This window comes from Nocardioides sp. (assembly GCF_964228225.1).
Classification (GTDB): domain Bacteria; phylum Actinomycetota; class Actinomycetes; order Propionibacteriales; family Nocardioidaceae; genus Nocardioides.
On record NZ_CAXQZB010000016.1, the window covers coordinates 1 to 15323 of the forward strand.

A 15323-nucleotide genomic window follows, 5' to 3' on the forward strand; every position below is an offset into this window, starting at 1 on the left:
GTGTTAAGCACGCCGCCAGCGTTCGTCCTGAGCCAGGATCAAACTCTCCATAGAAAATTCAATACCCAGACAAACAAACCCTGACACAATTGCCAGAATCATTGCCGAAAAAACTCAACCCAAACCAAACCAGAACAACCCGTACCACAAAGGGCACGAACCATCCCAGCCGACAAGGGCATACTGATTAATCCGTCGACTATGACACACTGTTGAGTTCTCAAACATCAGACGCACTGCGCGCTTGCGATCTCTCGCCGCCCTCGCAGGCTGTGGATCCTGGTGCTTCCCGCGCCTCTTGCGAGACATCGGCGTGGACCGGAGATCCGAGTCGGTCGCTCTAGGGGCCGGGAGCCCGGCTTCTGCCTTGCTCCCCGCCGCTCCCTGGCGACATCGAGAACATTAGACCCTTCCCCGCACGCGCACAAATCGGGGTCACGTGTCCGGCGTCACACCGGGCCCGTGAACACTGTTTCCGCAGGTCAGAGGTGCTTTCGCGGCTCCGCTGGCCGTCCCGGCCCGCCGAGGACCGGCGCGGCGAGGCCGGCCAGGGCGTCGGGCGACGGGGCCCCGGCGAGCGCCATCGCCTCCCGGAACTCGCTCCCGACCACGCTCATCAACTCCTGCACGCCCGGGCTGCCACCGGCCGCGAGCGCGTAGAGGGCGGGACGGCCGAGGAACGCCGCCCGGGCACCGAGCGCCAGGGCGGCGGCGACGTCGTAACCCGAGCGCAAGCCGCCGTCGACGTAGACCTCGATCTCCTCCCCCACGGCCGGGGCCACCGCCGACAACGCCGCGACGGTGTCGATCGCGCCGTCGTACTGGCGCCCCCCGTGGTTGGACACCCACACCGCGGCAGCGCCGGCGTCGCGACACCGGCGGGCGTCGTCGGCGCGCAGCACTCCCTTGACCACGACCGGCAGCCCGGTGAGGTCGCGCAGCCAGGCGACGTCGGCCGGGCCGAGGTCGCGGGCGTGCTCGGCGCCCGGTGTCTCGCCCCTCACCGCGGCGGGGTGGTTCACGCCGTACACCCCCGACAGGTCGCCGAAGTCGGCGTCGACGACACCGGGCTTCGGGCCGGGGAACGGGGTGTCGGCCGTCAGCACCACCGCAGCGGCGCCGGCGTCGCGGGCGGCGAGGAGCGTGGGGACGATCAGCGACCGGTCCGCGGTGAGGTAGGCCTGCAGCCACCACCGCTCCCCCGCCTGCGCCAGGGCCGCGAAGGGCGTGCCGCTGTTGCTCGAGACCACCACGGGCACCCCGCAACGGTGCGCCGCCCGCACCATGCCGGGCTCGCCGTCGGGATGGGCCAGCAGCTGCAGCGACGTGGGGGCGATGCCCACGGGGAGGTCGTAGCCCTGCCCGAGCAGCGTGACGCCGGTGTCGGGGCGACGCACGTCGCTGAACACCCGCGGCGCGAGCCGGACCCCCGCCCAGGCGGCCTCGGCCTCCTCGCGCGTGCGCTGACGGCGGGCGCCCGAGGCGATGTAGGCGGCGACGTGGGCGGGCAGCGCCTGCGTGGCGGCGGCGACCAGCGCGGGGTACCAGTCGGCGCCGAGGGACCACGCGGTGGCCCCGGGGGCACCGGGCGCACCGGACCCGGCCGGGGCGTTCGTCCCCCGGTCCGGCAGCTGGTGCCCCGTCATCGCGTCCTACCCCTCGACGACCTCGACGCCGGCGAAGCGCTTCTTGCCCCGGCGCAGCACCAGCCACGACCCACCGAGCAGGTCGGACTCCGCGGGCGGGGCGTCGACGTCGGAGACCCGCACGTTGTTGACGTACGCCCCGCCCTCGCCCACGGTCCGGCGCGCCTCGCTGCGGCTGGTCACCAGACCACTGGCCAGCAGGAGGTCGCCGACGCTCGGGATGGCGCCGTCGGTGCGCGCGACCGTCGTGGTGCCGGCCTCGCGCAGCGCGGCCGCGAGGGTGGCGACGTCGAGGTCGGCCAGCCCGGTGCCGCCGTCGCCCCCGAACAGCGCCGCGGCGGCCGCCCTGGCCTGCTCGGTCTCGCGGGCGCCGTGCACGAACGTCGTGACGGCGTCGGCGAGCACCTGCTGCGCCTCGCGGCGGAACGGGGCCTCGGCATGACGCGCCTCGAGCGCCTCGATCTCGGCGTGCGGGAGGAAGGTGAAGATGCGCAGCAGCTCACCGACCTTCTCGTCCTCGACGTTGAGCCAGAACTGGTGGAAGGCGTAGGGGGAGAGCATCGAGGGGTCGAGCCAGAGCGCGCCCCCCTCGCTCTTGCCGTACTTGGTGCCGTCGGCCTTGGTGATCAGCGGCGTCGCGAAGGCATGGGCCTGCCCGCCGACCGATCGCCGGATCAGCTCCGCGCCGCCGGTGATGTTGCCCCACTGGTCGGAGCCGCCGAACTGCAGCGCGACGCCGTGGCGGCGGTACAGCTCGAGGAAGTCCATCGACTGCAGCAGGACGTAGCTGAACTCGGTGAAGCTGATCCCCGACTCCAGGCGCCGCTTCACCGTGTCGCGGGCCAGCATCCGATTGACCGGGAAGTGCTTGCCGACGTCGCGCAGGAACTCCAGCACCCCCAGCCCGGCGGTCCAGTCGTGGTTGTTCACCATGGTCGCGGCGTTCTCACCCTCGAAGGAGAGGAACGGCTCGATCTGGGCCCGCAGCGACGCGGTCCACGCCTGCACGGTCTCGGCGGTGTTGAGCGTGCGCTCCCCGGAGTCGCGCGGGTCGCCGATCATCCCGGTGGCGCCGCCGACGAGCAGGAACGGCACGTGGCCGGCGTCCTGGAGCCGTCGCGCGGTGACCAGCTGCACCAGGTTGCCCAGGTGCAGGCTGGGCGCGGTGGGGTCGAACCCGACGTAGAAGCGCACCGGCCCCGCGGCGAGCGCCTCGCGCAGCTGGTCACGATCGGTGGTGTGCGCGAGCAGTCCGCGCCACTCCAGATCGTCGAGCAGGGTCGGGTCGACGGGCACGGTGCTCCTCTTTCGCAGTCGCCGGGGCGGGGGCGGTCCGGACGACGGCGTCGGACGCAGGTCCCAGCCTGCCAGCAGGCCGCCCGGGGCCGCGACTCGGACACCACCCGGACGACGCACGCCTCCACCTCGCGCCGGGAGACCCTAGGGTGACCCCGTGGTATCCGGCAGGTACAGCCGCGAGCGCGAGATCGGTCGCGGCGGCATGGGGGCGGTCTGGCTCGGCCGCGACGAGGTGTTGGGCCGTCGCGTCGCGATCAAGCGCGTCGGCCTCATGCCGGGTGCCGCCGGCCCCGACCTCCAGCGCGCCGAGCGGGAGGCGCGGATCGCGGCCAGCCTGAACCACCCCCACATCATCGGCGTGCTCGACCTGGTCGAGGACGCCGAGGGTCAGTGGCTGGTGATGGAGTACGTCGACGGCAGCACGCTCGCCGACCTCATCCGCACCCGCGGTCCGCTGCCGGCCGACTTCGTGACGCCGATCCTGGCCCAGGTGGCCTCCGCCCTCGCGGCCGCGCACGCCCACCAGATCGTGCACCGCGACGTGAAGCCCTCCAACATCCTCGTGCGCGAGGACGGGCACGTGAAGCTCACCGACTTCGGGATCGCGCGCGGTCTCACCGATCCCTCACTCACCCAGACCGGTCTCGTGACGGGGTCACCGGCCTACCTCGCCCCCGAGGTCGCCACCGGCTCCGGCGCCACGCCGGCCAGCGACGTCTGGTCGCTGGGGGCCACGCTGTTCCACGCCCTCGCGGGGCGCGCGCCCTACGAGGCGGGCGACACCGTGCTCGGCGCGCTGTACCGGATCGTCAACGAGCCGCCGCCGCGGCTGCCCGACGCGGGAGCCCTCGCACCGGTGCTGGAGGCGACGCTGACCCACGACCCGCAGGCGCGCTGGTCGATGGCCGAGGTCGCGCGCGTGCTGGCCGAGGTCGACCCGTCCGCACCGTCGCCCCTCCCGTCCCCCGGGCCCGCCGCCGACCCCGCCACCCGCACCCGGGTGCTGCCGGCCCCGCCCGCTCCCGCCGGTGCCGCCGTGCCGTCGCCGCCGATCGGTCGGGCCGCGACCGTGGCGGCCGGGACCCCCGCCCCGCCGTCGACGGCGTCGCGGCCGGGCGCCCGTCGCGCCGTCCCCGCACCCCCCGCGCCCGGCCGACGGCGCTCGCGCACCGGCGTGGTGCTCGGCTCGGTCGTGCTCGGGCTGGTGCTGCTGATCGCCGTCCTCCTGGCCCTCGACGATCCCCAGCGCACCACCGGGGGGCAGCCGGACGCGGCCGCGCCCTCGGCGTCGTCATCGGCCGGCGAGGAGCCCACCGGGAGCCCCACCGACACCGGCAGCCCCGACCCCGACGCCCCCGCGGTGGCGCAGCTCGAGGCCTTCATCGGGGCCTACCTCGCCACCGCCAGCAGCGACCCCGCCGCCGGCTTCGCCCTGCTGACCCCGCAGTTCCAGGCCCAGAGCCCCCGGTACGGCGAGTTCTGGAGCCGGGTCACCAACCCGCGCGTGGTGTCCTTCGACGCCGATGTCGACCGGCTGGTCGTCACCTACCGCTACCGCTACAACCTGCGCGGCGAGGGCGTGCAGACCGAGACGGTGACCCTCCAGCTGGTGCGCGAGGGCGACACCTTCCTGATCGCCGGAGAGGCCTGATCCCCGTGACCCAGCAGCCCCCCGACCCCTACGCCGACCTGACGGGGCCGGCCACGCCCCCGATCGAGGGCCTCGACACCGCCCGGCTGGACGTGCTGCGCGACCTCGACCCCGGTGACACGACCTACCTCGATCGCGCCATCGACAACTTCGAGGCCAACTCCAGCGCCGCGATGGCCGCGCTGCACGAGCACGTCGCCGCCGACGACGCCGCCGCGTTCCGGGCCGTGGTGCACAAGATCGCCGGCAGCGCCCTCAACCTCGGGGCCCAGGACGCCGGCGCGCTGGCGCGCGAGACCGAGGTCGTGGTGGAGCGCGACGGCCTGGCCGCGGCCGCCGCGCTGCTGCCGCGCCTGGAACCGGAGATGGCGCGGGCCCGCGAGCTGCTGCGGCGCTACCAGGCCACCTACCGCGCGTGACCTGAGTCACTCCGCCTCGTTGCAGGGGGCGTGAGCGCTCCCCCGCCGCCGGTGGACCTGCCGGACCCCTCGTTCCCCTCGCGCCGCGGCCTGCTCGGCGGCGGCGTCGCCGTGCTGGCGCTGGCCGGGCTGCCACCCGCCGCACTCGCCCTGCCCAGCGAGCCGGCCGACGACGGCGCGGACCGGCAGCGTCCGTCCTTCCTCTCCCCCGGCGAGCTCGGCACGCTGCGGGGCGTCGTGGACCGCATCGTGCCGGCCGACGACGGCACCCCGGGCGCGCTGGCGACCCGGTGCGCGGAGGCGATCGACACCCTGCTCGCCGCCTTCGACACCGACCCGCCGCGCATCTACGCGGGCGGGCCGTTCTCCGACCGCGGCGGCGCCCGCCGCAACGACTTCGCCCGCTTCCTGCCGCTGGACCGCTACGAGTCGCGGGCCTGGCGTCGTCGGATCGAGGGCCCGGGCGGGTTCCGCGAGGTCTACCGCCGCGGCCTGCGCGCGCTGGCCGCGACGACGCCGGGCTTCGCCGCCCTGCCCGGGCCGGTGCGCGACCTCGCACTGCGCGGCACGCAGGACGCCGCGGTGCGGCGCCTCCTCGACCTCGCGGTGACGCACACCCTCGAGCTGCACTTCGGGGCGCCCGAGTACGGCGGCAACCGCGCCACCGCGGGCTGGCGGGGCATCGGGTTCGACGGCGACCGGCAGCCGCGCGGCTACACCCGGCGCGAGGTGGAGCGGCCCCGCACCCGCCCGCTGCCGCTGCTGGCGCTGCCCTCCACGCCCGCCATGCTCGGGGCGGCCGCCGCCCTGACCTGGGCCGGCTCCGACGACGCGCTCGGCCACCTCGCGGGCGGTGCCGACCACGGCGCGCTCACCGCACTCGTGGGCGAGCGGCTGGCGGCCCTGCCGCAGCTCACCGACCTCCACGCCCGCGCCGACGCGATCGTGGCCCGGGTGCGCGGCGAGGAGGAGGCGCGATGAGCCGCGAGGCCGTGGTGGTCGGCAGCGGCGCGGCGGGGAGTGCCGTCGCCTGGGAGCTGGCCCGCCAGGGGTGGGACGTCACGATCCTGGAGCGCGGCACCCATCTGCGTCCCGGCCTCGGGCAGCGCCCCGCCGGGCGGCTCGGCACGACCTACGGCAGCGACGAGATCAAGGGCCTGCGGGGCTACGGCTTCCCCGACGGGCTGCTCGAGCCCGTCACGACCCGTACCCAGGCGCAGGCCCGAGCCGGGGTGGCGCGCTCGGCCCAGGGCGCGCTGGGCCAGCTGGGCGCCGCCGTCGGCGGGACGACCCTGCACTACAACGCCAAGACCCCGCGGTTCTGGGGCCAGGACTTCACCCAGCGCTCGGACCTCGGTCCGGTTCCGGAGGCCGCGGTGGCCGACTGGCCGATCGACTACGACGACCTCGCGCCGTTCTACGACCTGGTGGAGGACCGGATCGGCGTGCAGGGCGACCGGGCCGCGACGCCGGCCCGCACCCGTGCCCAGACGCCGCGCACGCGCGACTTCCCCATGCCGCCCAACCCGACCGGGTACGCCGCCGGCCTGCTGGCCCAGGGCGCGCGGGCCCTGGGCTGGGAGCCCTACCCCTACCCCGCGGCGGTGAACTCCCGGCCCCGCGACGGCCGCCCCGCCTGCAACGCCTGCGGGCTGTGCTCGGGCTTCGGCTGCCCCATCGACGCCCGCGGCGACGCGATCGCGGGCTTCCTGCACCCCGCACTCCGCTCGGGGCGGGTGCGGGTGATCGACCGGGCCTGGGTGCACCGCATCGAGACCACGCGCGACGGCCGTCGGGCGCGCGCCGTGCACTGGCACGACGTCGACGGCGGATCGCACCGCCTCGCGGCGACCACGGTGGTGCTCGCGGGCAGCCCGATCAACACCGCCCGGCTGCTGCTGCTCTCCCGCAGCACGGCCCATCCCGACGGCCTGGGCAACGGCTCGGACCTGGTGGGCCGCCACATGATGTTCCACAACTTCACCCTGGCCGGCTCGGTGTTCGCCGAGCACGTGGAGCCGTTGCGCGCCCAGTCCACGACCCTCGTGCTCGACGACCTCGTGGGGCCCTTCCGCGGGGCGCCCGTGCGCGAGCTCGGCGTGCCCTACGTCGTGGGCGGGCTGCTGCAGGTGGGCAGCGGGGCGCCCCCGATCCAGGGGGCCAGCATGCTCGCGGCCTACACCGGCTGGGGCCTGGCGCTGAAGGAGGTCATGAAGGCGGGCCTGCACGCCGGCATCGCCGGCTCGCAGCTGGTGCACCAGGACCTGCCGCAGGCCGCCAACCGGGTGGACCTGGACCCGCGGGTGCGCGACCTGCACGGACTGCCCGCACCGCGGGTGACCTACTCACCGCACCGGCACGAGCAGGCGGCCGCGACCCTGCTGGGCGCGCAGCTGGCGATGCACCGGCTGGCGCCGGGCGCGGTGGGCGCCCTCGTGCTGCCTTTCCCGCTGCTCAGCGACGGGATCACGAACACCGCCCACCTTGCGGGGACCGCGCGGATGGGCACCGACCCCCGGCACTCGGTCTGCGCGCCCTCGGGCCGGCTGCACGAGGTGGAGAACGTGTACGTCGCCGACGCCTCCACCTGGCCGACGTTCCCCGGCTTCAACCCGACCCTGACGATCATGGCCAACGCCGTGCGCATCGCGCGCGGCCTGGCGGAGCGGAGCGCCACGTGACCCGATCCCGGACGCAGGCACCGGGCCTGGACCGACGACGACTGCTGGCCGGGGGGCTGGTCGGCGGCGCGGCCGGCGCGGTGGGACCGCTCCTGCTGCCCGGCGCGGCGCGTGCCGCGGGCGCACGGCCGCGGCTGCTGGTGTTCACCCGCACCACCGGGTTCCGCCACTCCTCGATCCCGGTGGCGATCGCCACGATCTCCCGGCTCGGGGACGCGCACGGCTTCGACGTCGTCGCCACCGAGGACCCCGAGCGGTTCAGCACCACCGGACTCGCGCGCCACGACGCCGTCGCCTTCGTCAACACCACCGGCGACGTGCTGGACGCCCGGCAGCGTCGGGCCCTGGAGGCGTTCGTGACCGGGGGCGGCGGCTGGGCGGGCGTGCACTCGGCGGCCGACAGCGAGTACACCTCCGCCTTCCACACCCGGCTGCTGGCCGGCGGCCGCTTCCTGTGCCATCCGCTGGAGCAGCCCGGGGTGGTGGTGCGGGAGGCGGCCTCGCACCGCTCGACGTCGCACCTGCCGGCGCGGTGGCTGATCCCGGTGGAGGAGTTCTACTCCTTCACCTCCAGCGTGCGCGGGCGCTCACGGGTGCTGCTGTCGATCGACGAGTCCACCTACCTCCAGGACCCCAACACCAGCGACCTGCCGAGCGGCCCGGCCCTGCCCGAGGGCCGCGTGAGCGGGGTCATGGGCGACCACCCGATGAGCTGGCAGCACCGCGTGGGTCGCGGGCTGTCCTGGTACACCGCGCTCGGGCACGAGGTGACGATGTACCTGGACCCGCTGTTCCGCCGGCACCTGCTGGGCGGGCTGCGGACGGTGCTGGCGCACGGTCGGGTGCACCGGCGCTGATCCCCGGCCCCTCCCACCGGGGGGCGCGGGCCCCGACGGGGCCGTGGACGCGCCGCGGCCCACGACGACCGGAGTCGTCGTGGGCCGCGGTGAGGCACTGCGGTGCGGTGGCTACCCGCTCACTCCCCCATGAACGCCGCGGCGTCCGCGGAGGTGTAGGGACCGTCGCCGACCGTGACGGCCCCACCCGGGCCCTTGGCGGGCTGATAGAGGAAGATCGAGTCGCTGGAGGACGTGTCCTTCTGGAAGGTCACCGGGACGGCGATGCCGCCGGTGTCGATGGTGCCGATCGACAGCTTCGCCGCCGTGACACCCTCGGGCGTCAGGTCGCCGTCCTCGCAGGCCTTCTCCAGGATCTGCCGCATGACGTCGGCGGCCGCGAAGCCGAACATGACGCCCAGCGTCGGGTCGCCGTCGTAGGCCTCGGAGTAGGACTCGAAGTAGGCCGGGAACTTGTCGAAGCCCGCCACGGGCGAGGCGACGGTCAGGTTCTTCTCCAGCGCGGGGCCGGCCGGGGTGTCGAGCAGACCCGGGAAGTAGACCGGGTTGTTGCCGACGAGGGGCACGTCGAGGCCGGAGGCGGCGGCGACGCCGGCGATCGACGCGGTCTGCGTCGGGCCGGTGGTGATGGCGATGGCGTCGACGTTCTCGGCGGCCAGCTTGGTGACGGCCGCGGTCATGTCGGTGTCGGTCGGGGCGATCTGCACCTTGACCAGCTTCATGTCGTGCTGCTCGGCGAAGTACTCCGAGCCGCCGAGGCCGCCCTCGCCGTACTCGCCCTCGAAGTAGATGTGGCCGAGGGTGCCGCCCTCCTCGATCTTGCCCTCGTCGAGGAGGTAGTTGAGCACGTTGATCATCTCGACCTCGTAGGTCGCACCGACGACGGCGTTCTGCTCGTCGGCGGTGAGGGCCTGGGCCCACGCACCGGGGATGTTGACCATCTTGTCGCGGTCGAGCTGCTCGAAGAGGCCGGCGTTGATCGGGGAGCCGATCGTCTGCTCGATGGCCAGGACGTCCTCGGAGATGGAGGAGTACAGCTGGATCCCCTTCTGGGTGTCGTAGCCGTGGTCCTTCACCTCCTCCTCGACGGTGTAGGTGCCGCAGATCTTGTCGCCCTCGTTGAGGGTCTTCCAGTACAGCGCCTGGGCGTTGGTGAAGTCCTTGCCCAGGGCGGCGAACGGACCGGTGAGGTCGGTGAGCGAGCCGAGGGTGATGGTGGTGCCGTCGATGCCGCGGCCGACCTTCACGCCGTCCTGGGTCGAGGAGGAACCCTCGTCATCGCTGGCGCGGGTGGAACAGCCGGTGGCGGCGATCAGCAGAGCCGTCGTGGCCAGGGCGGCCAGACGACGCGTGTGGATGGTGTTCAACTGAGGGTTCCTCCTGTGGACGAGTCGGCGGACGCCGACGTGGGGATCTCGGCACGTGCGGACCGACGCCCGGGGCCCGAACCTCGGGACGGCCGGGACGGGGTGAGGCGCCGGAGCTTTCGGGCGAGCCCGGCGAGGCCGCCGGGCTCGAAGATGACGACGAGGATGATCGCGATTCCGAACAGGAACGACGCGGCCTGCGGCGCGATGATGCCGCCGCTCTGTCCGGGCTCGACGATGAACGGAAGTGCGGCCGCGTACTCCTGGAAGACCAGCGGGAGCGCGGTGACGAACGTGGCGCCGAGCACCGCACCCCAGACGCTGCCGAGGCCGCCGAGCACGACCATCGCCAGGTAGAACACCGAGAGCGGCAGCCGGAAGGACTCCGGGGCGATCGAGCCGATCGAGAGGGCGTACAGGACGCCCGCGAGGCCCGCGTACATCGAGGAGACGAGGAAGACCTTGGCCTTGTACTCCTGCACGTTGATGCCGAGCACCGAGCCGGCGGTCTCGCTGTCGCGCACCATCTGCAGCGCCCGACCGGGCCGGGAGCGCAGCAGGTTCACGGCGAACCAGCAGGCCAGCACGCACAGCACGAGGCCGAGGTACCAGAGACGTTCGTTGCGCCCGAACGGGACGCCCGCGACCTCGAGGTAGGGCCCCTCGTTGGCCCCGAAGTTGAAGCCGAACAGCTCGAAGTCGGGCACGAGGCGACCGTTGAAGCCGCCGGTCACGTACGACACGGTGTTGAGCAGGTAGACCCCGATGAACACCAGGCCCAGGGTCGCGATGCCGAGGTAGATGCCGTGCAGCCGCGCGGTGATCGGGCTGACGAGCAGACCGGCGAGACCGGCGGCCAGCACGCCCGCGATCAGCCCGACCAGGGGCGGCAGCTCGAGCCCGCCGTACTCGGTGGAGACACCACCCGGGGAGCCCGACACGTAGACGTAGGTGACGGCGCCGACCGCGAGGAAGAACGCGTGGGCCAGCGAGAGCTGCCCGGTGGTGCCGACCAGCAGGTTCAGGCCGACCGCGCCGATGACGGCGGCGAAGACCGAGAACCCGATGGTGAGCCAGAATCCCCCGACGAAGATCGGGAAGACGGCCAGGACCGCGATGAGCGCGACCGCGGGGAGCAGCCTCAGGAGCGTGCTCCGACCTCGCGAGGGCCCGGGCGGTGCCACGCGGGCACCGCCGGCGGGCGGTGCGGCGGAGGGCGCAGTGGTGGTGGTGAGGTCAGACACGGGTCACATCCCTGGTTCCGAAGAGGCCCGAGGGCCGGAAGAGCAGCACGAGCAACATGACGAGGTACGGCACGACCGGACCGAAGCCGCGGCCGAGGAACTCCAGGTTGTCCTGGTAGCCGCTGGCCATCGAGACCGCGATGCCGATGACCAGGCCGCCGACCAGGGCGCCTCCGGTGGAGTCGAGACCGCCGAGGATGGCGGCCGGGATGGCGGCGAGGGCGACCAGCGCGACCGAGGGCGTCACGCCGGGCGTCGGCGAGCCGGTGGCGAAGAGTCCCGCGGTGGCGGCCAGGACGCCGGCGACACCCCAGGCGCCCATCGACACGCGGCCCAGGCGGATGCCCATGAGGGCCGCGGCCTCGCCGTCCTCCGCCGCCGCCCGCATCGCGATGCCCCAGCTGGAGTACTTGAAGGCCACGAAGAAGGCACCGATGAGCACGCCCGCCACGACGATGGCGAGAAGGCGGTTGGTCGCGATCCCGACGTCGCCGAAGGAGACGGTGTCACCACCCCACGGCTGGCCGACGGAGAGGATGTCGGAGCCGATGCGCCGGGTGAGCTCGGTGAGCAGGATCAGGTCGGCACCGATGGTGACGATCGCCAGGCTGATCACCGGGGCGCCCCGCAGCCGGCTGATCACCAGCCGCTCCATGAGCACCGCGCCGATCACGGTGACGAGCAGGCCCAGCACGACCGCGAGCGCGAAACCGAGGTCCTCGTTGGTGGCGGCGATGACGTAGGCGCCGAGCAGGAGCAGCGAGCCCTGCATGAAGGTCACGACCTCGCTGGCCTTGTAGATGATCACGAAGCCCAGGGCGATCAGCGCGTAGATCGCGCCGAGCGAGAGCCCGTTGAGCAGCAGGGACAGGAACTGGGTCACAGCGCACCTTCCTTGAGTGCCGCCGCAGCGGGATCGGTCTCGTCGCCGGAGCCGAGGTAGGCCCGGATCACCTCGGGGTCGACCTGCACCTCCGCCGGGGTGCCGTCGGCGATGCGACGGCCGAAGTCGAGCACGGTGACGCGGTCGGCGAGACCCATCACCATGCCCATGTCGTGCTCGACCAGCACGATGCTGATACCGAGGGCGTCGCGGATCTCGCGGATCGACTCGCCCATCCGGCGGGTCTCCTCGGCGTTCATGCCGGCCACCGGCTCGTCGAGCAGCAGGATGGAGGGCTCGCTGGCCAGGGCCCGGGCGACCTCGACGCGCTTCTGGTCGCCGTAGGACAGCACGCCCACGGGGATGTCGAGCTTGTCGCCGAGCTCGAGGAAGTCGCAGATCTCGTGCACCCGGGCGCGGTGGCGCTTCTCCTCCGCCCGCACCGAGGGCAGCTGCAGGCCCGAGGTGAGGAAGCCCGCCTTGGTGAGCCGGTGACGCCCGATCATCACGTTGTCCTGCACCGACTGGGCACCGGAGAGCGCGATGTTCTGGAACGCCCGGGCCAGGCCGAGCCCGGCGATGGCGTGCGGCACCATGGTGGTGAGCTCGGTGCGCCCCATGCGCACCGACCCCTCGGCCACCTTGTAGACGCCGCACAGGACGTTGAACATCGTCGACTTGCCGGCGCCGTTGGGCCCGATGACGGCGTGGATCGTGCCGGGCTGCACCGTGAAGGACACCGCGTCCAGGGCCGTGAGGGCACCGAAGCGCACGGTGGCGCCCTTGACCTCCAGGACCGGGACGTCGGAGCGGACGGGCGGGGTACTCATGCGGTCCACCTCGAGAGGGTCTTGCGGGGCCGCGCGGGGTCGGCCTTCGCGAGCGGGTCGGCGTGCGCGGGGGCCTCGGCGCCGTGGCCGAGGTAGAGCCGCTGCACGGCGTCGGTCTGGGCGAGCTCGGCGGCGGGTCCCGACAGCGAGACCTTGCCGACGTCGAGCACGAAGGCGGTGTCGGCGACGCCGAGCGCCATCGTGGCGTTCTGCTCGACGAGGAGCACCGAGACGCCCTGGTTGTTGATCTCGCGCACCACCTCGCCGATCTGGCCGATGATGCGCGGCGCGAGGCCGAGGGAGGGCTCGTCGAGCAGCAGCAGCTCGGGGCCGGCCATCAGCCCGCGGCCGATGGCGAGCATCTGCTGCTCACCACCGGAGAGCAGGCCGGCCCGCTGGCCGCGGCGCTGGGCGAGCACCGGGAACATCTCGAACACCCGGGCCTGGGCCTGCTCGCGGCCGGACTTGTCGCGGGCGCCGAGCCCACCGGCGCGGAGGTTCTCCTCCACGGTGAGGCGGGTGAAGATCCGGCGGCCCTCGGGCACCTGCACCAGGCCCGACGCCACGCCGGCGGCGGTGTCGCGCTTGGTGATGTCGGTGCCCTGGTAGTGGATGGAGCCGGACTCCACCTTCCCGCGGTGCAGCCGCAGGGTGCCGGAGAGCGCACGCAGCAGCGTGGTCTTGCCGGCGCCGTTGCTGCCCAGCAGGGCCACGACGCTGCCGCGTTCGACCGTGAGGTCGATGCCGCGCAGCGCCTCGACGACACCGCCGTAGGTCACCGCCAGCCCGCGGACTTCGAGGAGGGACGAGGTCATGAGTGCACCGCCATTCGCAAGGAGCGCTTGAGGATCTTGCCGGTCGAGGTCTTCGGGAGGTCGGCGACGACCTCCACGTGCGTGGGCCGGGCGTGGGCCGGCAGCTGCTGCAGGTGCCGCACCAGGGGCGCGGGGTCGCTCGGGGCGCCGGGGCGCAGGGTCACGAACGCGACGAGCTCGGCACCCTCGGCGACCTCCACCACCGCGGCCTCCGCGACGGCGGGGTGGTCGTAGAGGACCTCCTCGATCTCGCGGGGGTACACCGGCTCGCCGGCGCGGACGAGCACCTCGCCGGCGCGGTCGACCAGGTGCACGAAGCCGTCGGCGTCGCGCCGGCCGAGGTCGCCGGTGTGCAGCCACCCGCCGTCGAGCGCGAGCCGGCTGCCCTCCGGGCGGCGCCAGTAGCCGGCCATCACGTTGTGGCCGCGCACGAGGATCTCCCCGGTCTCGCCGACGCCGGCCTCGCGGCCCTCGGGCCCCACGACCCGCACCTCGACGCCGGGCATCGGCTGGCCGACCGAGCCGATGAGGCGGCGGTCGATGCGGTTGAAGGCGACCACCGGGGAGGCCTCCGAGAGGCCGTAGCCCTCCAGGACCACGCAGCCGAAGGTGCGCTCGACGCGCAGCAGCACGTCCAGCGGCAGCGCCGCCCCGCCGGACAGGCACAGCCGCACGCTGGTGGCGTCGGGCCCGGCGTCGCGCACGAGGCTGACGTACATCGAGGGCACCGCGGCGATCACGCTCACGCGGTCGCGGGCGATGACCTCGCGGGCCCGCGCGGCGTCGGCCCGGGGCGCGAGGGTGACCTGCGCGCCGGCCAGGACCGCGGCGTTGAGCACGCAGGTCTGCCCGAACGCGCCGAAGAACGGCAGCACGCCGAGCAGCACGTCGTCCTCGGCGAGCTCGTAGAGGTCCTCCCCCACGTGGCGGGCGTTGCCCAGCAGGTTGCCGTGGGTGAGCACCGCGCCCTTGGGGGTGCCGGTGGTGCCGGAGGTGTAGACGATGGCCGCGACGTCATCGGCCGCACGCGCGACGACCGGCGCGGGCCCGGGGTCGGCGGCCGGAGCGTCGGTGTCGGTGTCGAGCCAGGTGGCGTCCGATCCCTCGGGACGGGCGACCTCGGAGCACGCGACGACGGCGGCGCCGTCGGCGTCGTCGAGGTAGCGGACCAGGTGGCGGGGAGCCAGCGCCGGGTCCAGCGCCACGACCACGGCGCCCCGGCGCAGGGCCGCGTAGTACCAGACGGCGAAGGCCGGCACGTGCGGCAGCACGAGGCCCACGCGGTCGCCGGGGCCGACCCCCGCGGCGGCCAGCCGCGCGGCGGCGGACACCGTCGCCGCGGCGAGGTCGCGGTAGGTGAGCGCCTCGTCGTCGAGCCGGATCGCGACGCGGCGCGCGTGCGACACCGCGGCGCGGTCGAGGAGCTCGGCGAGGTTCATGTCGTCCATCGGGGTGTGGCGGGTCGGGGCGGGCGACCCGGTGGGATCGGGCGGCCGGTACCGGACGGACCGGACCAGCGCCGGATCGTGGCGGCCCACAACGGTGGGTGACGCCGATCACCAGGCGTGACACACCTTCTCCAAGTCCAGCCGGGGGTGCACATGGTGACGCCACTCACATGACGTGGGATT

The 15323-nt window shown here is 73.8% G+C and carries 13 protein-coding genes; 5 read left to right on the forward strand and 8 right to left on the reverse strand.

Features of this window, described 5'->3' with window-relative positions:
* Positions 1 to 482: 482 nt before the first annotated feature.
* Both ACERUJ_RS03600 and tyrS read right to left on the reverse strand, forming a co-directional pair.
* On the reverse strand, positions 483 to 1646 hold the full coding sequence (locus tag ACERUJ_RS03600; protein WP_370247067.1) for an alpha-hydroxy acid oxidase: 1164 nt from the start codon (positions 1644 to 1646) through the stop codon (positions 483 to 485).
* A gap of 6 nt (positions 1647 to 1652) precedes the next feature.
* Complete coding sequence (tyrS, locus tag ACERUJ_RS03605) at positions 1653 to 2942, reverse strand: tyrosine--tRNA ligase (protein WP_370247068.1); 1290 nt, start codon at positions 2940 to 2942, stop codon at positions 1653 to 1655.
* Between the two features lie 157 nt (positions 2943 to 3099).
* On the opposite strand from tyrS, the gene ACERUJ_RS03610 reads away from it, so the two are divergent.
* The 5 genes from ACERUJ_RS03610 to ACERUJ_RS03630 are packed head-to-tail and all read left to right on the forward strand — an operon-like array spanning position 3100 to position 8553.
* Complete coding sequence (locus tag ACERUJ_RS03610) at positions 3100 to 4596, forward strand: serine/threonine-protein kinase (protein WP_370247069.1); 1497 nt, start codon at positions 3100 to 3102, stop codon at positions 4594 to 4596.
* A 5-nt stretch (positions 4597 to 4601) separates the two neighbouring features.
* On the forward strand, positions 4602 to 5015 hold the full coding sequence (locus ACERUJ_RS03615; RefSeq protein WP_370247070.1) for an Hpt domain-containing protein: 414 nt from the start codon (positions 4602 to 4604) through the stop codon (positions 5013 to 5015).
* A gap of 30 nt (positions 5016 to 5045) precedes the next feature.
* Positions 5046 to 5996, forward strand: a complete 951-nt coding sequence (locus ACERUJ_RS03620) for a gluconate 2-dehydrogenase subunit 3 family protein (RefSeq protein ID WP_370247071.1) — start codon at positions 5046 to 5048, stop codon at positions 5994 to 5996.
* The gene (locus tag ACERUJ_RS03625; protein ID WP_370247072.1) at positions 5993 to 7696 is read left to right on the forward strand and encodes a GMC family oxidoreductase; all 1704 of its coding nucleotides are present in this window, start codon (positions 5993 to 5995) and stop codon (positions 7694 to 7696) included. The genes ACERUJ_RS03620 and ACERUJ_RS03625 overlap by 4 nt, the downstream gene beginning before the upstream one ends.
* A complete protein-coding gene (locus tag ACERUJ_RS03630) occupies positions 7693 to 8553 on the forward strand; it encodes a ThuA domain-containing protein (protein ID WP_370247073.1) in 861 nt (286 codons plus the stop codon). Before ACERUJ_RS03625 ends, ACERUJ_RS03630 begins: the two co-directional genes overlap by 4 nt.
* A 119-nt stretch (positions 8554 to 8672) precedes the next feature.
* Here the strand turns inward: ACERUJ_RS03630 and ACERUJ_RS03635 are convergent, their stop codons facing one another.
* The 6 genes from ACERUJ_RS03635 to ACERUJ_RS03660 are packed head-to-tail and all read right to left on the reverse strand — an operon-like array spanning position 8673 to position 15131.
* The gene (locus ACERUJ_RS03635) at positions 8673 to 9920 is read right to left on the reverse strand and encodes an ABC transporter substrate-binding protein (RefSeq protein ID WP_370247074.1); all 1248 of its coding nucleotides are present in this window, start codon (positions 9918 to 9920) and stop codon (positions 8673 to 8675) included.
* On the reverse strand, positions 9917 to 11164 hold the full coding sequence (locus tag ACERUJ_RS03640; RefSeq protein ID WP_370247075.1) for a branched-chain amino acid ABC transporter permease: 1248 nt from the start codon (positions 11162 to 11164) through the stop codon (positions 9917 to 9919). The genes ACERUJ_RS03635 and ACERUJ_RS03640 overlap by 4 nt, the downstream gene beginning before the upstream one ends.
* On the reverse strand, positions 11157 to 12047 hold the full coding sequence (locus tag ACERUJ_RS03645; RefSeq protein WP_370247076.1) for a branched-chain amino acid ABC transporter permease: 891 nt from the start codon (positions 12045 to 12047) through the stop codon (positions 11157 to 11159). Before ACERUJ_RS03645 ends, ACERUJ_RS03640 begins: the two co-directional genes overlap by 8 nt.
* On the reverse strand, positions 12044 to 12877 hold the full coding sequence (locus ACERUJ_RS03650; RefSeq protein WP_370247077.1) for an ABC transporter ATP-binding protein: 834 nt from the start codon (positions 12875 to 12877) through the stop codon (positions 12044 to 12046). Before ACERUJ_RS03650 ends, ACERUJ_RS03645 begins: the two co-directional genes overlap by 4 nt.
* Complete coding sequence (locus ACERUJ_RS03655) at positions 12874 to 13692, reverse strand: ABC transporter ATP-binding protein (RefSeq protein ID WP_370247079.1); 819 nt, start codon at positions 13690 to 13692, stop codon at positions 12874 to 12876. Before ACERUJ_RS03655 ends, ACERUJ_RS03650 begins: the two co-directional genes overlap by 4 nt.
* The gene (locus ACERUJ_RS03660; protein WP_370247080.1) at positions 13689 to 15131 is read right to left on the reverse strand and encodes an AMP-binding protein; all 1443 of its coding nucleotides are present in this window, start codon (positions 15129 to 15131) and stop codon (positions 13689 to 13691) included. Before ACERUJ_RS03660 ends, ACERUJ_RS03655 begins: the two co-directional genes overlap by 4 nt.
* Between the last annotated feature and the right edge of the window lie 192 nt (positions 15132 to 15323).